This window comes from uncultured Rikenella sp. (assembly GCF_947628055.1).
Taxonomy (GTDB): domain Bacteria; phylum Bacteroidota; class Bacteroidia; order Bacteroidales; family Rikenellaceae; genus Rikenella.
This window is the reverse complement of record NZ_CANQYJ010000013.1, coordinates 13,528-34,648: the sequence shown is the minus strand read 5'-3', so window position 1 is coordinate 34,648 and position 21,121 is coordinate 13,528. Positions and strand designations below refer to the sequence as shown.

18 protein-coding genes and 2 tRNA genes are annotated in these 21,121 nt (G+C 57.3%); 15 read left to right on the top strand and 5 right to left on the bottom strand.

Annotated features, from left to right (window positions below; translation table 11 throughout):
• Positions 1–123 precede the first annotated feature (123 nt).
• From Q0Z93_RS02450 to Q0Z93_RS02425, 6 genes are all read left to right on the top strand, one after another.
• Positions 124–1,176, top strand: coding sequence for a heterodisulfide reductase-related iron-sulfur binding cluster (locus Q0Z93_RS02450; RefSeq protein WP_298062222.1), 1,053 nt, complete (start codon positions 124–126; stop codon positions 1,174–1,176).
• A 117-nt stretch (positions 1,177–1,293) separates the two neighbouring features.
• The gene (locus tag Q0Z93_RS02445; RefSeq protein ID WP_298062220.1) at positions 1,294–2,295 is read left to right on the top strand and encodes an NAD(P)-binding protein; all 1,002 of its coding nucleotides are present in this window, start codon (positions 1,294–1,296) and stop codon (positions 2,293–2,295) included.
• Between the two features lie 337 nt (positions 2,296–2,632).
• On the top strand, positions 2,633–4,462 hold the full coding sequence (locus Q0Z93_RS02440; protein ID WP_298062218.1) for a (Fe-S)-binding protein: 1,830 nt from the start codon (positions 2,633–2,635) through the stop codon (positions 4,460–4,462).
• A gap of 162 nt (positions 4,463–4,624) precedes the next feature.
• Positions 4,625–4,695, top strand: a tRNA-Gln gene (locus Q0Z93_RS02435).
• An 84-nt stretch (positions 4,696–4,779) separates the two neighbouring features.
• Positions 4,780–4,850: transfer RNA gene (locus Q0Z93_RS02430), tRNA-Gln, on the top strand.
• Positions 4,851–4,926: 76 nt separating this feature from the next.
• Positions 4,927–5,436 (top strand): flavin reductase family protein, encoded by a 510-nt coding sequence (locus tag Q0Z93_RS02425; protein ID WP_298062216.1) that lies wholly within the window; start codon positions 4,927–4,929, stop codon positions 5,434–5,436.
• A gap of 28 nt (positions 5,437–5,464) precedes the next feature.
• Here the strand turns inward: Q0Z93_RS02425 and Q0Z93_RS02420 are convergent, their stop codons facing one another.
• Positions 5,465–6,031, bottom strand: a complete 567-nt coding sequence (locus tag Q0Z93_RS02420) for a DUF3575 domain-containing protein (RefSeq protein ID WP_298062214.1) — start codon at positions 6,029–6,031, stop codon at positions 5,465–5,467.
• A 69-nt stretch (positions 6,032–6,100) separates the two neighbouring features.
• Between Q0Z93_RS02420 and Q0Z93_RS02415 the strand changes: the two genes are divergently transcribed.
• The 3 genes from Q0Z93_RS02415 to Q0Z93_RS02405 all read left to right on the top strand — a co-directional run bounded on the left by Q0Z93_RS02415 (position 6,101) and on the right by Q0Z93_RS02405 (position 10,957).
• Entirely contained in the window at positions 6,101–8,734 is a 2,634-nt protein-coding gene (locus Q0Z93_RS02415; RefSeq protein WP_298062213.1) for an SLBB domain-containing protein, read from the top strand.
• Positions 8,735–8,756: 22 nt separating this feature from the next.
• On the top strand, positions 8,757–10,040 hold the full coding sequence (locus tag Q0Z93_RS02410) for a glycosyltransferase N-terminal domain-containing protein (protein ID WP_298062212.1): 1,284 nt from the start codon (positions 8,757–8,759) through the stop codon (positions 10,038–10,040).
• 71 nt (positions 10,041–10,111) lie between these two features.
• Complete coding sequence (locus Q0Z93_RS02405; protein WP_298062210.1) at positions 10,112–10,957, top strand: SPOR domain-containing protein; 846 nt, start codon at positions 10,112–10,114, stop codon at positions 10,955–10,957.
• 140 nt (positions 10,958–11,097) lie between these two features.
• On the opposite strand, the gene Q0Z93_RS02400 is transcribed toward Q0Z93_RS02405, so the two are convergent.
• The 4 genes from Q0Z93_RS02400 to Q0Z93_RS02385 form a co-directional block, all read right to left on the bottom strand.
• Complete coding sequence (locus Q0Z93_RS02400) at positions 11,098–11,850, bottom strand: biotin--[acetyl-CoA-carboxylase] ligase (protein WP_298062208.1); 753 nt, start codon at positions 11,848–11,850, stop codon at positions 11,098–11,100.
• A gap of 14 nt (positions 11,851–11,864) precedes the next feature.
• Positions 11,865–12,644 carry an acetylglutamate kinase gene (argB, locus tag Q0Z93_RS02395; RefSeq protein ID WP_298062206.1) on the bottom strand — a complete coding sequence of 260 codons (780 nt, stop codon included), beginning with the start codon at positions 12,642–12,644 and terminating at the stop codon, positions 11,865–11,867.
• A 78-nt stretch (positions 12,645–12,722) separates the two neighbouring features.
• Positions 12,723–12,974 (bottom strand): TIGR03905 family TSCPD domain-containing protein, encoded by a 252-nt coding sequence (locus Q0Z93_RS02390; RefSeq protein ID WP_298062204.1) that lies wholly within the window; start codon positions 12,972–12,974, stop codon positions 12,723–12,725.
• 6 nt (positions 12,975–12,980) lie between these two features.
• Positions 12,981–14,231 carry a glutamate-5-semialdehyde dehydrogenase gene (locus Q0Z93_RS02385; protein ID WP_298062202.1) on the bottom strand — a complete coding sequence of 417 codons (1,251 nt, stop codon included), beginning with the start codon at positions 14,229–14,231 and terminating at the stop codon, positions 12,981–12,983.
• Between the two features lie 398 nt (positions 14,232–14,629).
• Between Q0Z93_RS02385 and Q0Z93_RS02380 the strand changes: the two genes are divergently transcribed.
• The 6 genes from Q0Z93_RS02380 (at position 14,630) to Q0Z93_RS02355 (ending at position 21,114) form a co-directional block, all read left to right on the top strand.
• Positions 14,630–15,844: a hypothetical protein gene (locus Q0Z93_RS02380; protein ID WP_298062200.1), complete on the top strand. Its 1,215-nt coding sequence runs from the start codon at positions 14,630–14,632 to the stop codon at positions 15,842–15,844.
• 64 nt (positions 15,845–15,908) lie between these two features.
• Positions 15,909–17,459, top strand: coding sequence for a hypothetical protein (locus tag Q0Z93_RS02375; RefSeq protein WP_298062198.1), 1,551 nt, complete (start codon positions 15,909–15,911; stop codon positions 17,457–17,459).
• Positions 17,460–17,854: 395 nt separating this feature from the next.
• The gene (locus Q0Z93_RS02370; protein ID WP_298062196.1) at positions 17,855–18,118 is read left to right on the top strand and encodes an NVEALA domain-containing protein; all 264 of its coding nucleotides are present in this window, start codon (positions 17,855–17,857) and stop codon (positions 18,116–18,118) included.
• 22 nt (positions 18,119–18,140) lie between these two features.
• Complete coding sequence (locus Q0Z93_RS02365) at positions 18,141–19,181, top strand: BF3164 family lipoprotein (RefSeq protein ID WP_298062194.1); 1,041 nt, start codon at positions 18,141–18,143, stop codon at positions 19,179–19,181.
• 445 nt (positions 19,182–19,626) lie between these two features.
• Entirely contained in the window at positions 19,627–19,896 is a 270-nt protein-coding gene (locus Q0Z93_RS02360; RefSeq protein ID WP_298062191.1) for a hypothetical protein, read from the top strand.
• A 75-nt stretch (positions 19,897–19,971) separates the two neighbouring features.
• Complete coding sequence (locus Q0Z93_RS02355; RefSeq protein ID WP_298062189.1) at positions 19,972–21,114, top strand: 6-bladed beta-propeller; 1,143 nt, start codon at positions 19,972–19,974, stop codon at positions 21,112–21,114.
• Positions 21,115–21,121 lie beyond the last annotated feature (7 nt).

Sequence of the window (21,121 nt, the reverse complement as noted above, 5' to 3'; positions counted from 1 at the left end):
ATCCGGCAGGCTCAAGAGATGCGTTAGCATCTCAGAAAGTTTTTCTGGTTCTCTTTGTTCACAAAGAGAACGGTACCCTCAAACATAGGGTAATGAAATAAACGAACGGATAAAAACGATGATATGGATAGATACGCCAATTGGCAGGAATACAGCAAAGAGATAGCCGACGACCACTACTACTATGCACGGAGTTGCATTCGGCAGAACTTTTTCCCCGGTTCCGAGAAAGCCTTTCTCGATATTTTGCGGAACGACCTCGGGATGGACATTATCGAAGACCCCCGGCATACCACCTGCACCGGGATCGGATACCATTCCGACGTCGTGCCGTTAGAGACCACGATGGCCATCGTCGCCCGGCAATTCGCCCTGATGACCGAATGCGGGTACGAGAACTACGTTGCCTCGTGCATCACCTCGTTCGGGATATACAGCGAAGTGTTAGACATGTGGCACCACTTTCCCGAACTCGAGGCCAAAGCCCGCGAGAACCTGTACAAAGCCACCGGACGCGAGTTTCGGAAACCGAAGATACTCGTGCACACCTCCGACCTGATGTTCCACGTGCGGGAGCGCATTGCCGGGAAAGGCGTGCGGCGATTGGTGAACGCCGCGACCGGCGAGCCCCTCAAAGTGGTGGATCATATCGGCTGCCATTATGCCAAAGTCTTCCCCAAGAAAGGGATCGGCGGCGCCGAATTTCCGTATGTGCTGGCCGGAATGGTCGAAGCATGGGGCGGCACCTCGGTGGATTATCCTGAACGGCGGCACTGCTGCGGATTCGGCTTCAGGAATTATCTCGTGCAGGCAAACAGAGGATATTCTATAGCCAATTCAAAAAAGAAATTCGAGTCGATGGCACCGTACCATCCGGACTTTATCGTCGCGAACTGTCCGGGGTGTACGATGTTCTTGGATCGGTGGCAATTCACACTCAATGCGATGACCGGCAGCCATTATGCGATCCCCGTGCTCACTTACGAAGAGATGGCCGGACTGGTGATGGGCATCGACCCGTGGGACTTGGGATTGCAGATGCACCAAGTGCCGGTCGAGCCGCTGTTGGACAAATTGGGCGTAGAGTACGATCCGGCGGCGAAGTATCTGGGGAAAAACGGCAAATTCATCGGACAGCCTCTTTCGGCGGCGGCATACAACCCGGCGGCATTATAGGTACGCAATCTTGATCAGTCCAATAAAAACCTATCGGCTCCGCGCCCAAGCCGCGCAGCGGCTTTGGGGGGTGGGCGCGAGCCGAAAAAAGGATCGGGAATAAACGAAAACATTCATATGGCACAGGAAACGATACTGGTGATTGGCGGCGGAATCGCCGGGCTTCAGGCGGCCGCGGCTTTGCGCGAAGAGGGTTTTCGGCCGCTTATTATCGAACGGTCGGCGGAGGTCGGGGGACATGTAGCGCAATGGGATCGGCTGTTCCCGACACAACTGCCTGCGCGGGAGGTGGTTGCGCCTTTGATGGCCTCGGCCGAAGGGATCGAGACGGCGACGGGATGCGAGATCACCGCATTGGAATCGATCGATCGGGGCGTTTCGGCGATCGGTGCGGACGGGCGGCGGTTCGAGGGGCGGGCGGCAGTGGTGGCGACCGGATTCGACTTGTTCGATGCGCGGCTCAAGGAGGAGTACGGATACGGGATGTACGAGAATGTGATTACCTCGGCGGAACTCGAACGGATGTTTCGCGAGGGACGGGTGGCGATGCGCAGCGGCGAGGCGCCGCGACGGGTGGCGATTCTGCACTGTGTGGGGTCGCGGGACGAAAAGGTGGGGCAGAACCACTGCTCGAAGGTCTGCTGCATCACGGGGATCAAGCAGGCGATCGAGCTGACGGAGGCGCTGCCGGGGGTGCAGGTGACGAATTTCTACATGGATTTGCGTGCGTTCGGGAATGGCTACGAGGAGCTGTACCGGAGGTCGCAGGTGGAGCATGGAATCACTTATATCCGGGGGCGCATCTCGGAGGCGGGCGAGACGCAGGACAAACGGATTCAGTTGAAGGTCGAAGATACGCTGGTGGGGCGGCCGCTGCGGATGACGGTGGATATGCTGGTGCTGCTGGTGGGAATGCGGGCGCCGAAATGCTGCGGGTCGTTCGGGCTGCCTCGGCAGGCGAATGGTTTTTTCGCGCCGCGCGACCCGTACACGGGAACGGTGCGCTCGTCGATACCGGGGGTCTACCTGGCGGGAACGGCGACGGGACCGAAAACGATTGCTGAAACGGTAAACGAGGCGGCGACGGTGGCTCTTCGGATCAAACGTGACCTGTTATAATAATTGTTCGTTTATTCTCCGCTTTAGTTGGAGGCAACCGTACCTTTTCTGAAGAAAAGGTACCCAAAAGACTTTTGAGATAGCTGCGCTACTCCTTAGGCTCCGCAGTCCTCTTGCATTGCGTTTTCTTTGGGGCGTGGCAATAGCGGGCATAAAGCGTTATTTACCTAAGTGCCCGCTATTGCTCACACCCCAAGAGAATCAAAGACAAGGGTATCCGGCAGGCTCAAGAGATGCGTAAGCATCTCAGAAAGTTTTTTTGGTTCTTTTTGTTCACAAAAAGAACAGTACCCTCAAACATAAGGCAGTGAATAAAACGAACCAATAATTTAAAGATATGCAAGCCGGTTCTCCCTGGTTTTTCGATCCCTTCGTTATCCCATTCACCATCGGCGTAGTATGGTTATTCAGCGTCATTTTGTATAAGTGGGTGCGATGGTTTATCAGCCTGCCCGGTGAAGACAAAGCCCTCGTGCGGCACAACCTTTTTTCCGCCAAGAGCCTCAAAGCACTGAAAGAAATCGTGCTCGAATGCCTTATTCACCGGAAGATATGGAAGACCAACCCCATGCTCGGATTCATGCACATGAGCTTGGCCTTGGGGTGGTTTTTGCTGATCGTCGTCGGGAAGTTAGAAACCTCGACCTACATCCATGACCCAGTGAACCCGCCCCACGTGCATGTTTTTTTCCGCTACTTTTTTCCGCACGAACCCGCCTCTTACATCAGGCACTTCAACTACGCCCTGTTGATGGACAGCCTGTTGATCTTCGTGCTGTGCGGCGTCGCGCTGGCGTGGGGCAAACGCATCTATTCGCGGATGATGGGGATGCGGCGCACCACCCGGCACACACCGTTCGACCGGATCGCCATGACCTCGCTGTGGTTGATCTTTCCGCTGCGCTACTTAGCCGAATCTGTCACCTGCGGAGTGTACGACAGCGGGAGCTTCTTCACCGGCGGCACCGGCGATATGCTGGCCTCAGTGCTGCCGGCTGGCGTATTGTCCGCAATGGAATATCCGGCATGGTGGGCCTACTCGATCGCATTGGGCCTCTTTTTCGTCGCCATGCCCTACTCGCGGTACATGCACATCTTCACCGAAGTGCCGTTGATTTTTCTGCGGGCTTACAAAGTAAAATCGAAACCCGAGGGGAGTACGTTCGACAATTTCCAGGTGCAGGCCTGCTCGCGGTGCGGGATCTGCCTCGACCCGTGCCCGATCGCTTCAGATTTGAATATCAATGATATACAAGCGGCTTATTTCCTGCGCGACCGACGGTACGGACATCTGACACAGCGGGTGGCGGACACTTGTCTGATGTGCGGGCGCTGCGCCCAGGCTTGTCCGGTGGGGATCGACCAGGGAACGCTGCGCCTGAGCAGCCGGGTGGCGTTCGCCAGCCGGACATCGCTCTACAATGCGGCCCGCTATGAGTTTCTGGCCTCGGCAGAGGATCGTTCGGAGGGGACGGGCAAGGTGGGCTTTTTTGCTGGATGTATGACCCAACTGACGCCGAGGGTGATACGATCGATGGAGAAGATTTTTGCCGCAGCGGGTGTCGATGTGTGGTGGGCGGACAAGCATGGCGGGGTGTGCTGCGGGCGGCCGATGCGGCTGAGCGGGAACCTGCTGGCGGCGGAACGGATGGAACGGTATAATACGGAGTTGTTCCGTCGGCACGGCATTACGACACTCGTAACGGGGTGCCCGATTTGCTACAAGAGTTTTACGCAGGAGTATAAGGAGCTGAATGCGATGGGGATACGTGTGCTGCACCACACGCAGTACATTGCGGAGTTGATTGCGGGCGGGCGGCTCAAGACGTCGGTCATGCAGGCGTCGTATGCCTATCATGATCCCTGCGAACTGCGGGGAATTTATGCGGAGCCGAGGTATGTGCTGTCGCATGTGGCGACGCTGGCGAATGCGGAGATTCACGAAAAAGACGGGGTGCATTGCTGCGGGGGCAGTCTGGCGAACCTGACGCTGGATACTGCGTCGCAAACGCGGATCGGGGCGACGGTGGTGGCGAACCTGGCGGCTACGGGGGCGGAGACGATTGTGACGAGTTGTCCGCAGTGCAAGAAGTCGCTCCAACGGGCGGCGGAAAATGACAAAATTCGAGTCGTGGATATTGCCGAAGTGGTGGCCGAAGCGGTCTGATTTAACCCTCCGGTTTTTTCCCGATACCCGGTTCGGGGTGCCTTCTTTTTAACTTCGCTACCAGGGTATGTACAATAACTATCAATCGCCTTAACCGAAAGGATAAAAGAAGATTTTGGGAATCGGGAGAAAATCACTAATTTTGCAAGACGAAAACAGCTCTGACCCATGGTGTAATGGTAACACAGCAGATTTTGGTTCTGTCGTTCCAAGTTCGAATCTTGGTGGGTCAACATATTTTTGAAGAATTTTTTGCGGAATTTGTCAGGACGCATTAAATTTGCACCGTCTTCTCACGGGAAGACAAGAGTTTAGATTGACCCGTGGTGTAATGGTAACACTACAGATTCTGGTTCTGTCTTTCTGGGTTCGAATCCTAGCGGGTCAACACAATACTTTTACCGTTTGGCATCTTATCTTTCTCGGATAGGGTGCCTTTTTCATACCGCCGATTTCCGAAACCCATGAAAACCATCGCACCGAACCGAATCACGGACAACTTCATCGAACTCATCGGACACGAATGGATGCTCGTCACCTCCGGCACCCCCGGGCATTTCAATACCATGACCGCCAGCTGGGGCGGCGTGGGATACCTGTGGAACCGGCCCGTCGCCACGATCTTCGTCCGGCCCGAACGCTATACATTTGAATTTATCGAACAGACCCGCCGGTTCAGCCTTTCGTTCTTAGGCGAGGCTCACAAAGCCGTGCATACCGTCACCGGTTCAAAATCCGGGCGCGACACCGATAAAATTGCAGAGACAGGACTGCATCCGGTCTTCACCGAAACCGGAGGGATTTTTTACGAAGAGACCCGGTTGGGACTGGAATGCAGCGTGCTGTACGCCGACGGGATCGAAGCAGGCCGTTTCCTCGATCCTGCTTTGGCCCGGCAGTGGTATGGGCCGCAGCAAGGCGGAGCGCACAAAATGTACATCGCCGGGATTACCCAGGCATGGATTCAAGAATAAGCCCCCGGGAAAAGGAAGAACACCGAAGCTATTCCCGCCCCATGCCCAACCGGTAGACGAACGTCACTCCTGCCTGGTACGGAACCCACTCGCCGCTCTCGTTCCACGGCGCATACCGCTGCCCCGTCGAAGTGTCCACTCCGTAATACCACCCGTGGTGCCAGCCCCCGCCGACATAAAAATCCATACCCCACCGCCGCGCAATATCGATCTGCCAGCCCAAAGTCACGCCGAGCCCTACTCCGATCCCGTGCTGCACCTCGTTTTTCGGGTGATCCCACTTGCTCACCTTGTACGAGTCGTAGGAAACATACCCGCCCACATAGAATCCCCGGAACGCCTCCCGAGGATAAAAGCGCACCTCCGGAATCACCTGCAACCCCCGGAGCGGCCGCCCTTTGACGCTCTCCCACGGCGAATAGACCAAATCCCCGTTGAAAGTGAACTTTTCTCCCAAGCAGGTCTCGACCGACATGTTCGGCACCCCGACGACCCAGTATAAAGCATTCCATTTCAGAGCCGTATTCTGCGCCGCCGCACTGCCTAAGCATCCCGGCAACGCGAACAGAGCCCATATCATGATCTTACGCAGCATAATCCGTTGTCTTTAATTCTTCAAAGATAGCAATAAATATTACCTTTGTCGAAAATGCGTATTTCACCTATGGGATTCAAGTTATCGACCGTTTCCGTTTTCACGGCGGGCATTCTGTTTTTTTCCGCGAACGGCCTGTCGGCCCAGAATCGGGATGCGACGCCGGAAATGATCCGTCAGGCACAGGCCTCAGGCTATAATCCCGACCTGCGGGAGGGATTGGAAGGGCTGGATGTCGAAAAACTTCAGAAGACTTCTTCGACAGGCGGCAGCCATGTCAAAAGCGGGGCCAAAACCACACCGGCGGATCGCAGCCGGAAAGACACCGACCTGAAAAACCTCGAATACGACCGGCGCAACAACGGACGGGACACCCAAAGCCCCGAATACCGGTACGAACAGGAGCGGCAGAACGACTACCGCAAACGCACCGTGCGGGATAAAGACGGGAATCTCGTGGACGCCGAAACCGGCGAGATTTTCGAGACCGCGGACGGCACCGTTACAACTTTGGGTGAACAGAACCGCACCACCGGCTCGGGAATCACCGACCCGCGGTTAGACGCTTCGGGCAAGCTGACGCCGACAGAGGCGCAGCGGCTCAAGGCCGAGGAGAAACGCATACAGGATTCCATTCTGCGCAACAGCGTGTTCGGGCGGGAGATTTTTTCGGCCCGGAACCTGACCTTTGCACCGACTTATAACCTTCCGACGCCGGCCAACTATGTTTTGGCGGCGGGGGACAGGCTGTTCATCGACCTGTGGGGCAATGCGGAGGGCAGCTACGACGTACAGATCAGCCCGGACGGCTTCATCACCATACCGGACGCGGGGGTGATCAACGTCGGGGGGCTGACCGTTGAAGCGGCGGAAAGCCGCATCCGGAACAAACTGGGCTCCGCCGTGTCGGGGCTGAACGACGGAACGGTCAATCTGAAACTGTCGTTAGGCGATATCCGTTCGATCAAGGTGAATATCATCGGCGAGGCTTCGATGCCGGGAACATACACCTTGCCGTCGCTGGCCACGCTGTTCAACGCCTTGTACGAGGCGGGCGGGGTGAGCGACATCGGATCGCTGCGCAGCATCCGGCTGATCCGCGGGGGCAAGCAGGTGGCGGACTTGGACGTCTACGAATACCTCATCGGCGGGAAGCAGGAGGTGAACGTCGGGCTGCAGGACAACGACATGATTATCGTGCAGCCGTACGACAATCTAATTAAGGTGACGGGGAAGGTGAAGCGGCCTCGTATCTATGAACTGAAAAAGGGGGAGACGGCGGACGACTTGCTGGGATACGCGGGCGGCTTCATGGGGGAGGCTTACAAGGACAATATCACCGTCAACCGGAAGTCGGGCCGCATGATGAGCGTGCACAGCGTGCCGGCCGAGGAGTTTGCGGAGTTCGCTATGGCCGACGGCGACAGCGTGGCCGTGGGCGAAGTGATCCGGCAGTATGCCAACCGGGTGACGGTGGAGGGGGCTGTGTGGCGGCCGGGCGATTATGAGCTGAACGACAGTCTGACGACGCTCAAAGAATTGATAAAGAAAGCCGAGGGAATCCGCGGGGATGCGTTGATGAGCCGGACGCAGATCGTGCGGCTCAATGACGACTACACATTCTCGGTGCTGTCGGTCGATTTGCAGGAGCTGCTGAACGGAACGGCGGCGGATGTGCGGCTGAGGCCGGAAGACTTGGTGCGCATTCCGTCGGTCAACTCGTTGAAAGAGGGCTATACGGTCGAAGTCAAAGGGGAGGTCAATACGCCGCAGACGCTGCTCTTCCGGAGCGGGATGACCATCGAGGACGCGATCGTCATGGCCAACGGGCTGAAAGAATCGGCATCGCTGGCCCGGATCGAGGTGGCCCGGCGGATCAAGAACCCGAACTCGACGGAACCGTCGGATCGGATCGCCGAACTTTTCCAGTTCAATATTCCGGCCGATCTGGGACTTTCGTCCGAAACCGCTTCGTTCACATTGCAGCCGTTCGACGAAATCTATATCCGCCGGTCGCCGGGATACAGCGAGCAGAACAGCGTTTTTGCCGAGGGGGAATTTCTGTTCGACGGCGAATACGTGCTTTCGACCAATAACGACCGCCTGAGCGACTTAGTGGCCAAAGCGGGGGGGCTGACTTCGGAAGCCTATATCAAAGGCGCTTACCTCAAACGGCAGCTGACCGAAAAACAGGTGGCCCGGCAGGAGACGCTGGCCGACCTTTCGGAACGCGGCAAGGCGGCCACGGGCGACACGATCGTTATGAAAAGGAAAAGAGTAGGGGATTATTATCCCATCGCCATCGACCTGACGGCAGCGCTCAAAGACCCTTCGAGCCTGGACAACTTAGTGCTGGAAGAGGGCGACATACTGGTCGTCCCGAAATTCAACAACACGGTGACCATCAGCGGGGCGGTGCTTTACCCTTGTACGGTTACCTATATTAAAGGACAGAAAATTAAAAACTATATCGCCCGGGGCGGGGGATATGCGGCACGGGCCAAGAAACGGCCGTTCGTGATCTACGCCAACGGCCTGCCGGATGCGAAACGGGGCGGGCGATGGCCCAAGATCGAGCCGGGGTGCGAGATCGTGGTGCCCTCCAAACCGCCCAAAGGATCGGGCATGAGCGCCGCCGAGATCATGAGTTTGGCCACCAGCACGGTTTCGATGGGGGCGATGATTACGTCGATATTCAAGTAACCGCTGCAATATAGAGCGAGGGATGAGCTTCTTTTATGACTGTTCCATACGCGCCTTCAGCCTGGGCATCGGAGTGGGGGCCTTGTTCAACCGGAAAGCCCGGCTGCTTTACCGGGGGCGCAAGGGATTGCTGAACCGTATCGAGAAAGAGGAAAAGATGGCCGACGCGGGACGGGGAACGATTTGGGTGCACTGTGCTTCGCTCGGCGAATTTGAACAAGGGCGGCCGCTGATCGAAGAACTTCGCCGGCGGCATCCGGTCGGGACGCCTCGTTACCGGCGGATCGTGCTGACCTTCTTCTCGCCGTCGGGGTACGAGATACGGAAAAACTATCCGCAGGCCGATGCGGTCTACTATCTGCCGGCGGATACCCCGGAGAATGCCCGGCGGTTTGTGGCGGCGGTACGGCCGCAGACGGCGATCTTCGTCAAATACGAATACTGGTACAATTACCTCTCCGCCTTGCGGCGGTTCGGGGCGAAAAGCTACGTGGTGTCGGCGATTTTCAGACCGGACACGGTCTTCTTCAAACGGTCGGCCGTCGGGCGGTTCATGCGGCGGACATTGGGGCTGCTGGATCACTTCTTCGTGCAGAACGAGACGTCAAAAGAGTTGCTGGCGACCATCGGCTTCGGGGCGGAGCGGGTGACGGTCAGCGGAGACACGCGGTTCGACCGGGTGGCCACTTTGGCCGGAAACGCGCCGGAGCTGCCGGCGGTAGCGGATTTTGTGCGGAACGCTTCGGCGCCGGTGATGGTCTGCGGGAGCACCTGGCCGCCGGACGAGGAGATACTGCTGGAGCTGATGCGCGTGCGACCGGAGATGAAATTCATCGTGGCGCCGCACGAACTGGATTCGGCGCGGATCGACAACCTCATCGCCGGCAGCGGCAGGAAAGGGGTGAGGTATACGCACCTTGCCGACACCTCTTGCCCCGAGGCGGAATGGCGGGACGCGACATTGTTGGTGATCGACACGATCGGAATCCTGTCGGGGGTGTACCGCTATGGGCAGATCGCTTATATCGGAGGCGGCTTCGGGCGCGGCATACACAATACGTTGGAGGCGGCGACGTGGGGGCTGCCGGTGATCTTCGGGCCGAAATACCGGGCTTTCGCCGAAGCGGTGGAGCTGGTGGAACGGGGCGCGGCGGTTTCGGTCTCGGATGCGGCGGAACTGCTTCGGACGGTGGACGACTGGTCGTCCGATGCGGCAGGCTTCGCGGGCAGGGGCGCCGCGGCGGAATCGTATGTCCGCAGCAGGACGGGGGCTACCCGGATTATCCTCGACACGATCGGAGAATAGTAATTTCCGGCACCCGTTTTGTCAGTAATTCCGAAAATAACTACATTTGTTACTGTCCAATTGACTACGCCATGTCGAAATTTGTCATAAAATCATTCTCGCTGCCTTTGCTGCTGGCGGTTCTCCTGCTTGCCGGCCCGGCGGACGAAAAAGCTTCGGCGAAGAGCCGCAAGGCGGCAAAACAACGGGCCGAAGAGTTGAGTTACCAACAGGCCGGAACCGGTGCCGCAGCGAAATGGGACGGCGGATGGGTCGATCCGAATGCCACGATTGTGCGGGGAGCGCCGCGCTCGCGGCTCAGCCCGGCGGAGCAGATGATCTGCAACCTGACGAGCCGGAGAGCGGAACTCCAGGAACAGGTGGACCTGCTGGGGGCGGAACTCAAGACGGCGCGGGGATCGCGGGCGCGGAAGATCACGAAAGAGCTGGATATACTGGCCGATCAGATTGCAGTGATCGACCGGAAACTGGAAGCGATGCCCAAACCGCAGACTATTCCGGAGGTCTATTCCAGCGGCAGACCGTTCAAACGGTTCGTGGACTCGTTAGTAGACCGGCGGATCGAAGAGGAGGGCTATGTGAAAGGGCCGGGCGATGCGCCGGCGACGGACAACTATAAGGCTCCGGGACAGAGTGCTGCGGCGGCATTTCGGATCGTGTACCGGGTGCAGCTGGCGGTGACCACGCGGCCGAACGAAAGCGCGTTTTCGGAACTGACGGGTGTCCGGATGCTGCAGCGGTCGGACGGGAGATATGCTTACTACTATGGAGGCTATCCGACTTATGCGGAGGCACAGGCGGCATGCAAACGGCTGCGGACGAATGCCCGGTATCGGGATGCCTTCGTGGTGGCGATGCAGGGCACGCAGCGCATTAGTGTTCAGGAAGCGGCACGGCTGACTTCCGGCACATTCTGACGGCAGCTTTCGGTATGAATACGGGCGGCGGGGAATCCATTTCCCGCCGCCCGTCCGGTTTCCCGACAGTCACACCCCTGTCGCCCATTCAGACGCATCGGGACAGGCCTTTTCATATTTCGGTTCGGGTCGAAACCGGGTCAGAAAACCGGCTCCACCTCCTTGAACCAGTAGCGGCGCATTTCGCCGCTGCCGTCTTCGATCCGCAAAGTCAGTTCGCCGGTGTGCCGGTCGATCCCGGCAATCGAAGCCTCGAAAACTTCGCCGGAAACCGCATCCCGGTACGAATAAGCCCGAGCCGGATCGCCCCGCCACAGGCGGGCCATAAAATCGGCATGCAAGGCCTTTTCATCCTGAGCATAGCGGGCGTCAAATGCCGTGCAAAAAGCCGCCAACACCTCCTCCGGCGCAGGCAGTGGGGCATCGGCAGGCAGCTCGTTTGCGATAGAAGTGGGATTGGGCAGCGCCGGGTCGAAATCCCGCTGCCGCACATTGATCCCGATCCCGATCACCGAACGGCTCAGCCATTCGCTGTGCAGGGAATGCTCGATCAATATCCCGCCTATTTTCCGATTCCCGACATAAAGGTCATTCGGCCATTTCACGCAGCACGCTACAGCACCGTCGGTCACGGAACGGATGGCGTCGCTGGCAGCCAGCGACGCCATCTCGCTGATCCGGAACTGGTGCTCGACCAAGAGCACCGGTTCCAGAACTATCGAAAAGGTCAGGTTCTCCCCTGCCGCACTGCTCCAGCGGTTTCCCCGCTGCCCCCGCCCCGCAGTCTGCCGCTGTGCGGTCAATATGCAGCCGTGACGGTAGGCAGCCGCATCGTGCATCGCCACATCGTTGGTCGAAGTCACTTCGTCGAAGGAAATAACGCGAAACTCCATCCTGTTCCCGAAGATTATTTACCGAGCGTAGTGCCGCCGTAACCCGGCAGGGTCAGGTATTCCGCCGCGCAGATCACCACATTTTTCACCCCTGCATCGATCGCCTTGAACGCGTTCTCGAGCTTCGGCAGCATCCCGTCTGCCACGACTCCGTCGGCTTTCAGCCGCTCATACAGTGCCCGGTCGATATGGGGGATCACCGAATTGTCGTCATCGACATCCCTCAGCACCCCCCGTTTTTCAAAACAGTAGACCAGCTCCACCGGATACTTCTGCGCCAGCCCCACCGCCACCGTTTGCGCCACGGTATCGGCATTGGTGTTGAGCAGTGTCCCGTTTTCCGGATCATACGTAATCGGAGCCACGACGGGCACCAATCCCCCGTCGATCAGTGCCGTGGCGGTATCAAGGTCGAAATCGGCCGGATCGCCCACGAATCCGTAATCGACCGGCGTCGCCGCCCGTTTTTTCGACCGGATCAATCCGCCGTCCGCCCCGCACAGCCCCAGCGCGTTACACCCCTCGCTCTGCAAAGCGGCTACGATATTCTTATTGATCAGGCCCGCATAGACCATCGTCACGATCCGCAAGGTCTCGGCGTCGGTCACACGCCGCCCGCCGATCATCTGCGTCTCGATCCCGAGGCCCTCGGAAATGGCGGTGGCCACCTTCCCTCCCCCGTGGATCAGCACTTTCGGCCCCTCGAGGCTGGCGAAGTCGCGCAGAAACCGCTGCAATTTTTCAGGGTTGTCGACGACGTTGCCGCCGATCTTAACCGCTTTCATGTTCTGCATATATTTATCCGCTTTAATCGCTCGGCTCGGCGAATGCCAACGGAAATCCGTATCGTTGTCGTCCGCTTTGCCGCCCCGTTATTCGACAGCCTGTTCCAGCGCCCGGGCCAGTTGATCCGGGCACGAAGTGCCCTTTCCTTTGCAGTCGATCCCTTTCAGACGCTCGATCACCGTCTCCGCCCGCATCCCCGTCACCAAAGCCGAGAGACCCTGCGTATTCCCGTGGCACCCTCCCGTGAACTCCACCGATCGGACGATCCCGTCCTCCACCTCCACCTCGATTTGGCGGCTGCACACTCCGCCGGGCGTGTAAGTCAGTTTCTTTTTCATATCCGTTTAGCTTCTGATCTGTCCGTTCCCCCGGACAAGGTATTTGTAACTCGTCAGTTCCCGCAGCGCCATCGGCCCCCGCGCGTGCAGCTTCTGAGTGCTGATCCCGATCTCGGCCCCCAGGCCGAACTGCGCTCCGTCCGTGAATGCCGTCGAGGCGTTGCAATAGACGCACGCTGCATCCACCCGTTTGAAAAACTCCTCGCAGGCCGCCTTGTCTTCGCTCACGATCGCCTCGCTGTGCTTCGAGCTGTAACGGGCGATATGTTCCACCGCCTCGTCCAACGAGCCCACGGTGCGGATGGCCATTTTATAGGAGAGGAATTCCGTGCCGAACGACTCTTCTGTCGCCTCTTGCAGCAGCGGAGCCGGATAGCGGCCCCGAAGCGCTTCGTAAGCCTCCGTGTCGGCATAGAGGATTACCTTGCTGTCCGCCAGTCTGCTGCACACCAGCGGCAAGTCCGCCAGCCGCTCGCGGTGTATCAGCAGGCAGTCCAGTGCGTTGCAGACGCTCACCCGCCGGGTCTTGGCATTGTTCACGATCGCCGCCCCTTTGACCTTGTCCCCCGCCCGGTCGAAATAGGTATGGCAAATTCCCGCCCCCGTCTCGATCACCGGCACTTTGGCGTTCTCCCGCACAAAACGGATGAGCCGCTGGCTCCCGCGCGGAATGACCAGGTCGATATAGTCTGTCGCTTTCAGCATTTCCGCCGTCGCCGCGTGATCCGCCGGCAGCAGTTGCACCGCGTCCGGGTCGACACCCTCGGTTTCCAGCACCGTTCGGATCAGTGCCGCGATCGCCGTGTTGGAATGCAGGGCATCCGTTCCGCCTTTGAGGATCACCGCGCTGCCCGATTTGAAACAAAGCGAGAAACAGTCGAACCCCACGTTCGGCCGTGCTTCGTAAATGATCCCGATCACCCCGAAAGGAACCGACACTTTGGTGATCGACAGCCCGTTGGGCCGCACCGTTTCGTCGAGCGTCAGCCCCAGCGGCGAAGGCAGCGAGGCGACGTTGCGCATGTCCTGCGCAATATCCTGCAGCCGCTGCGGCGTTAATTTCAGTCGATCGTAACGGGGATCATCCGGGGTCATCCGCGCCAGATCCGAAGCATTGGCCGCCAGAAGGCGGTCTGCATGCAGGCCGATGGCGTCAGCCACGGCGCGCAGGATGTGGTCGGTCGCGGCGGTATCCAGCAGGGCTATCCTGCGGGAAGCGGCCCGGGCGCGTTCAAAGATTTCGGTGCAGTTTTCCATGTCATCAACGGTTGATTCGGTGGTTCCGGAAAAACAAATGTACGGATTTTTCATCGTCCTTCCCGGTTCGGCATAAGGATTGAAGTAACGGAAAGACCGGACGGACATCGGAAAAGAACCATAGAAAATGGGGAGATTCCATACTTTATCGAGCCATCCTTTGCCCCGATTTTTTTTCGTCTTGCGCCGGTATAGGCCTCTGCCCTGAAAAGATCGGTGACCGGCAGGCCCGGTTCGCGTGCCGAGCGGCCTCCCGGCGCAGAACCGAACGCGAAGGAGAGGGAAAAGTACAATAAGTAATAATCGCGAAAAAATTTAACTTTGTAAAGTCTCGTGCGTCAAAAGGATAAAGAGGCGGGGGATTGCAGTACGGACTTTTAACACATAAAGATACGGCTATGAAAAAATTCCTTATGATCCTGATCCTCTCCTTGTGGGCCGTAGCGGGAGTTTTCGCCCAGGACGGGTATGTCGACGACCTGTACCGGGGATCGACGCGAAAGAGCAGGAAAGCCGAGTCGCAGGCGGTCAAGGTGCAGGAACAGACCCGTACGCAGGCGCAGCAGATGCCGGTCAACTGGACACCGGCGCAGAGCTCTCCGACGGCCGTACAGCCGTCTTCCGGACAGTCGGAACTGGTGACCAACTATGACGAAGCGCTCCAGCGGCGGATCGAGGCCTACAAGAGCTACCGGGAGATGGACGACAGCTACTGGCAGCTGATGGAAAACTACCACCGGATGCTGAGCAACAAGTACGATCCGGATCTATACAATATCATCACTTTCGGCAATGAAATGTGGGTCGAACCGGTTTATATCTCGGCCCTGTTCGACGGCAGCGATCCGGCTGCGGGGATTCGCGATCTGAAACTCGTTTTGCCGCAGCAGAACCGGAGCAACGTCACGGTCAACCTGAACCTCGGCTTCGGGCCGGGCTGGTGGTGGGACGATCCGTGGGATTATTACTGGTACTTGCCGTGGCGCAATCCGTGGGGCTGGGGATATTACGGATGGTACGGGCCGTACTATGGGCCGTACTGGGGTCCTTCCTGGGGCTGGAGACCTTATTGGAGTTGGGGTCCTTCCTGGGGCTGGGGGCCCGGATACTATCCGCCCTATTGGGGCGGGGGATGGCATGATCCGTATCATGGCCGGCCTGTGATCTGGGGCAACGATCGGCCGGGCTGGAGACCCGCGCCGGGCTATCGTCCGGGCGGCGGCGATCCGGGTTACCGTCCGGGAGGCCCTTCGGGGCGTCCGGCTTATTCGGGCGGGTACCGTCGCAACGAGAACGGCACCGGGGTCTCGATCAACAGCGGCAGCGGAGCAGTGAACCGCAGACCGGGCGGGACGCTGCGTCCGGGAAGCTCCGGCAATCAGTATAATCCGGCCGCGTCTTCCCGTCCGACCGTGACCGGCGGCAATACAGGCACATCTTCCGGCTCGACGATCGACCGCTCGTACCGTCGCGAGACGACCGTGACGCCGGCGCCGAGACGCGAGACCCCGGTTCGTACCCAAACTCCGCAGCGGAGCGAACCGAGCTATTCGGCACCTTCGCGGGGAAGCAGCGGCGGCTCTGTGGGCGGCGGAGGATACCGGCGCAGATAACCCGGGGATGTCTGCGGCATACGATTGATACGGCGGAAGGGTCACTTTTTAATTAGAAACGACTATGAAAAAGAATCTTATGCAGGCGACGCTGGCGATAGCCGGAAGTATGGTCTTTGTCGCAGCGGAAAGCGTGCGGGCGCAGGGTTCGGAAGAGTTGCTGCTGTTTTCGCGCCAGAATTTCGGCATATCCAGCGCCCGCTCGGCGGGGATGGGCGGTGCATTCACCTCGCTGGGGGCCGACGCGGCGACGATGAGCATCAACCCGGCGGGTATAGCCATGTACGGCAGAGGAGAGGTGAGCGTCAGTCCGGGGCTGCGCATCTCGGGCCGGGCGGCGGATTACAGCGGGCCGGGCGGGAACGTATCCAACAAACTCAGCAAGACGAAAGGCAACGTCGGGAGCTTCTCGATGGTCTATGCGGGAGATCACTTCGCCTTAGGATTCGGCATGAACCGGCTGGCCGATTTCAACGGCCGCAGCCATGCGATCGGCTACGGCGAAAAACTCTCGATCGGGGACATGTTCGTCGAGCAGCTCTACGGAGTTCCGTCATCAACCATCGGCTCTCCGGACAATAACGTCTACAGGGCTTTCTTCGATTATCCGCCGGCGATGTGGGGGGCGATCATGGGCTACCAGACCGCTCTGCTCGACCCTGTGCCGGGGACAGGCATAGGGCCGGACAATCCGCAGGCCTATACCATGACGAATATGATCCAGAGCGGGACGCTGATTTATCCGGACTGGTATCGCCGTACTTCGGGAGCGATCAACGAGTACACCATCAGCGGGGGATATAATCTCAAGGACATTTTATACATCGGGGCGACCCTCGGGATCCAGGATATTTACTACAGCCGGTTCGACACCTATTCGGAGTTCGCCTCGACGGGGAATGTGGGGTTGGAGAGCATGTATTACGACCAGAACCTGCGGATGAGCGGAGCGGGGGTCAATATCAAGGTGGGGGCTACCGTGCGGCCGATGCCGTGGCTGCGCATCGGGGTGGCCTACCATTCGCCGACGTGGATCAATATGAGCGAGGAATACGATGCGAATATGACGGTATGGGACACGCGTTACAAAGAGCCGGGGTATAGCGACACGCCGATCCTGCGGAACGAGTACAATATGCGCACGCCGTCGCGGCTGCTGGCGGGGGTTTCGGCCACGATCGGGACGGCGGGGATCATCAGTGTGGACTACGAACGGACGTGGTATCAGCATATGAAATACACTTCGGACGGTTATCAGGACGTCAATGAAGAGATCGGGGCGTTGTACACGCCGTCGGATGTCGTGCGGGCGGGGGTCGAGTTTCAGCCGGTGCGCTCGCTGTTTCTGCGGGCGGGCTACGGGTACAGCAGCTCGGTTTATAAAGGCAGCGAGTTCAGGCGGTACGGCGAATACCAGCAGTGGTCGGGCGGTATCGGCTACCGGAACCGGGCGGTGAGCGTTGACTTGGCTTATGTGTACGGCAGCGCCAAACAGATGCCTTACAAACCGTTCGACTATACGGCATCCGATGACTACCAGGTATGCACCGACGGTACGATTTATACGGAAGACAAAAACCACAACGTGATTCTGACTTTCGCGGTCAAGTTCTAAGTTTGTTTCCGCTGGCGGGATATGCGGTCGGGCCACCTCGAAGGGCGGCCCGACCGCTGTGTTTTGCCTCCTCGGTCGTAATTCCTATCTTTGGGCATCGGAAAAAACAACGAAACCTATGACAAAAGAGCTCAAAAGAGCTCATCTCGCGTTACAGCGGGCATGGGAGTTCCGGAGTTTCGGCCGGCACTCTCTGCCGGGAGATACCGTGTTGCAATCAATAGGTTTACGATATTTTTACTTCGGTTTTCTGCTTTGTGGGGGATGATCTTACTGAATCAATAATACGATTTTACAATAGAAAGAAAGTTGTCTATATTTGATACGTCATTCGATCGGAAGATCGAGTAAAACAAAAATATTAACCGCTAAAACTTCATGGGATCAGGAGAAAGATGACCAAAGTTCTGCTGGCAACTGACGGTGCAGCCTTGATCTGCGGCGGCGCGATGATGACTTATCTCAAAGCACAACCCCGACAGCCGATGTCGGCCCTGACGCTGGCCAATATCGAAGCATTGGCCGTGGGGGATGAACATAATGGAGATTGCGACAACTATAACGGCTATCGCCGCATCAAACAAGGTAACGAACGTATCTACGATTGTTGCTACGTTGTTGTAATAGGGCAAGGAAAAGAAGACTGCAAAAGGTGGTAGCCCATTGATATTCATTTCAGAAATGAGCGGAAAAATTCTGTTAGGAACACTTGTGGGGCTGTGCTTTGTAGCATGCGGTCGTACACCGGGGAGCATGCCCGCCCGCGAAAAAGCTTTCGAACGCAGCGCGCGGCTGGCAGCCGATTCAGTGCCTCTGCCTTACTTGGTGCACCCTTTCCGGTGGTACGTTCAGGGAGACCGGCTGTGGCTTCTCGACAACCAAGCCGACCATTTCAGTCACCTGTTTTCGTTGCCGGAATTGCAACCTCTCTGCCGGTTCGGACGGCAAGGCCGCGGCCCCGGAGAATACCTCAGTCCCGGAATGGCTTGCATGCAACGGGCCGATGAAACCGCTCTCTTCGAGTCGATGCCCAATCGGTTCTGCCTCTATCGGCAAAAAGGGGATACGGTAGCTTTGCTCCAAACCTTGCAATTCCCTGTTTGGATGAAAGCGCGCGCGTTGCCGAAAGCCTATTCGCGTCTTTGGCAGACCAAAGACACGTTATACATCGGGATTGCCTTTCCTCCGCGCTTCCCGGAGATCGATCTGATCGACATGGCCGTTTCTGAAATCCGGGCCAGCCTGTCTTTTCCCTTGTCAGGCTCCGAACGGGCCGGGTCTTATCCGTATCTTTTTACCGCCGCTTACTGTCAAGGGAAACTGGTGCTTGCCTATCAGTATATCGATCGCATCGAGGTGTATGACGTCGGTCGCGACGGTTTTCAGCTCGATTACGTGATCGGCACCGGCGAACCTCAAGAAGAGCTTTCGATTCGCGACGAAGACGACCGGATGATTCGGCATTATTCTGCTGTACAGTGTGACGGCGAGCGAATTTATGCGCTTTATCAAGGCTATCCCGACGGTGCTTTCAGCGGAGACGGCATTGTGTCATCGTTGGAAATCTATCGGTCTGAGGATGGAACGGGGGAAACCCGGGTGGATTTAGGCCGCCGGATAGACGACGTCGTCCTCGACTCTATTCGGCACACTTTGTATGGCTATAGTGCGGTGTGCGATTCTGCGCAATTCTACACGTTCGACCTCTCGGGACTGCGGTGAGCCTTTACAGGGCACACCCTACTCAGCCGAAGACAATCCGAAAAAGATTCCCTTACATTTGTGGGGAATCTTTTTATTACAAGATAACGAAAATAAAGCCGTTTTTTCTCTGCCGCCTCGGTCGTAATTCCTATCTTTGCGCATCGGAAAAAACAACGAAACCTATGGCAAAAGAGCTCAAAAGAGCTCACCTCGCGTTACAGCGGGCATGGGAATTCCGGAGTTTCGGCCGGCACTCTCTGCCGGGAGATACCGCGTTGCAATCAATAGGTTTACGATATTTTTTACTTCGGTTTTTGCTTTGCGTGGATCGTTTTGCAATACGATATTTCAATGAAATTTTACAATAGAAAGAACGTTATCTATATTTGATACATCATTCGATCGGAAGATCGAGTAAAAACAAAAATATTAACCGCTAAAACTTCATGGGATCAGGAGAAAGATGACCAAAGTTCTGTTGGTAACTGGCGGTGCAGCCTTGATCTGCGGCGGCGCAATGATGACTTACCTCAAAGCACAGCCCCGACAGCCGATGTCGGCCCTGACGCTGGCCAATATCGAAGCGATAGGGGGCGGAATGGATGTGAGGCCGATTGTTCAGGGGCCTGCCCACGAATCCAAAGATGAATGCAGGGCGTGCAAAACGCATCATGTGATTTGCGAAGGCCGTGAGAATGGTGGCGATTGTATCAATATCCACTGCCTGTTGTAATCGGGTCGTTATTTGGGCGGGATGCGTTCGGGTATCCCGCCCGTTTTTGAATTGTTTTTAATCATTTGCGTAAATATGAGGAAATCGTGTTTTGTCTTGTGGGCGGGAATCTGGTTGGGGATGAGCGCCTGCGGTACGCGTCAAGAAGCGGCCCGAACGGATGCAGGCATGGACGATGTCGTTACCCGAACGATCGAGTGGCAGCCCGACTCGGCCGGTTTGTTGCAGGATTTGATCGCGGCCGTACGATACGTTCCTTTGGAAAGTACACCGGAGAGCTTTTTGTCCGATATATCCAAGATCCGGGTGTATAGGGATGAAATTTATGTCATGGATGACGGCATGCGTGCCGATTACGGGATTCGGGTCTTCGGGCCGGACGGTGCTTACAGGCGGCATATCGGCCAGGCGGGAAAGGGACCCGGGGAAATGATCCAGATCGATGATTTCACGATCCGCGGCGATAGATTGTTCATAGCCGACGGCCACGCCGGGAAAATGGTCGTTTATACGCTTGACGGGCAGTTCGTGGAGGATATTCCGCTCGCGGATGCGGATCTCGCTTCGTTCGCTGCCTGCGACAGCGGTTTCTTGTGGACCGGAGATATCTATTATCGGGAAAATCCCGAAAATAGATACGGATTGTACAAAACGGACGATCGGATGCAACCGGAATGGAAACGCGAGAAATACGACGCATCATCGACACGGGCTTTACTGACCGAAGTTTCTGATTCTTTGATGATCTGGATGCAAGGGGGCAGCGATTCGGTCTACTTTTATAACCGTCAGGGGCATCTTACACGTTGCATTCATTTCGATTTTCCGGAGCGGCATCGGATCGCCTACGAAAAACGGCGGGAGGTGCGCGATTTGCCTGCGAATGAAACATTCGATTATTATCGGATCGGAGAGTGGAATCCTGCGGTCGTCGGCCCGTATCTGATGGGGCAGATTACTATGCCCGGCGGCGAATGGGATATCTTCATGGTCGATTTGCGGGACGGTCGGATTTATCTGGATCAAGGACGTTATGTCGTGCGGGACCAGACTGCGGGTTTTTATCCGGTCAATGATTCTACATTTGTCAGCTGGGTGACGCCGGATTCCGAAATTTTTCTGGAAAAGACGGAGCCGCAGATAGCAAAATTGCCGGATAATGTCCGTAAACATGTTCTTGATGGGGATTGCGCGTTGGTCTTTTATACGTTGAAGTAGGGAACCC

What these genes read in the sequence shown, in the direction of transcription:
- Q0Z93_RS02425 (WP_298062216.1), top strand. Translation starts at nt 4,927, where the DNA reads ATGAAAACCATCGCACCGAACCGAATCACGGACAACTTCATCGAACTC.
- Q0Z93_RS02385 (WP_298062202.1), bottom strand. Translation starts at nt 14,231, where the DNA reads ATGGAAAACTGCACCGAAATCTTTGAACGCGCCCGGGCCGCTTCCCGC.
- Q0Z93_RS02355 (WP_298062189.1), top strand. Translation starts at nt 19,972, where the DNA reads ATGAGGAAATCGTGTTTTGTCTTGTGGGCGGGAATCTGGTTGGGGATG.
- Q0Z93_RS02380 (WP_298062200.1), top strand. Translation starts at nt 14,630, where the DNA reads ATGAAAAAATTCCTTATGATCCTGATCCTCTCCTTGTGGGCCGTAGCG.
- Q0Z93_RS02375 (WP_298062198.1), top strand. Translation starts at nt 15,909, where the DNA reads ATGAAAAAGAATCTTATGCAGGCGACGCTGGCGATAGCCGGAAGTATG.
- Q0Z93_RS02370 (WP_298062196.1), top strand. Translation starts at nt 17,855, where the DNA reads ATGACCAAAGTTCTGCTGGCAACTGACGGTGCAGCCTTGATCTGCGGC.
- Q0Z93_RS02390 (WP_298062204.1), bottom strand. Translation starts at nt 12,974, where the DNA reads ATGAAAAAGAAACTGACTTACACGCCCGGCGGAGTGTGCAGCCGCCAA.
- Q0Z93_RS02405 (WP_298062210.1), top strand. Translation starts at nt 10,112, where the DNA reads ATGTCGAAATTTGTCATAAAATCATTCTCGCTGCCTTTGCTGCTGGCG.
- Q0Z93_RS02365 (WP_298062194.1), top strand. Translation starts at nt 18,141, where the DNA reads ATGAGCGGAAAAATTCTGTTAGGAACACTTGTGGGGCTGTGCTTTGTA.
- Q0Z93_RS02440 (WP_298062218.1), top strand. Translation starts at nt 2,633, where the DNA reads ATGCAAGCCGGTTCTCCCTGGTTTTTCGATCCCTTCGTTATCCCATTC.
- Q0Z93_RS02415 (WP_298062213.1), top strand. Translation starts at nt 6,101, where the DNA reads ATGGGATTCAAGTTATCGACCGTTTCCGTTTTCACGGCGGGCATTCTG.
- argB (WP_298062206.1), bottom strand. Translation starts at nt 12,644, where the DNA reads ATGCAGAACATGAAAGCGGTTAAGATCGGCGGCAACGTCGTCGACAAC.
- Q0Z93_RS02420 (WP_298062214.1), bottom strand. Translation starts at nt 6,031, where the DNA reads ATGCTGCGTAAGATCATGATATGGGCTCTGTTCGCGTTGCCGGGATGC.
- Q0Z93_RS02400 (WP_298062208.1), bottom strand. Translation starts at nt 11,850, where the DNA reads ATGGAGTTTCGCGTTATTTCCTTCGACGAAGTGACTTCGACCAACGAT.
- Q0Z93_RS02360 (WP_298062191.1), top strand. Translation starts at nt 19,627, where the DNA reads ATGACCAAAGTTCTGTTGGTAACTGGCGGTGCAGCCTTGATCTGCGGC.
- Q0Z93_RS02450 (WP_298062222.1), top strand. Translation starts at nt 124, where the DNA reads ATGGATAGATACGCCAATTGGCAGGAATACAGCAAAGAGATAGCCGAC.
- Q0Z93_RS02410 (WP_298062212.1), top strand. Translation starts at nt 8,757, where the DNA reads ATGAGCTTCTTTTATGACTGTTCCATACGCGCCTTCAGCCTGGGCATC.
- Q0Z93_RS02445 (WP_298062220.1), top strand. Translation starts at nt 1,294, where the DNA reads ATGGCACAGGAAACGATACTGGTGATTGGCGGCGGAATCGCCGGGCTT.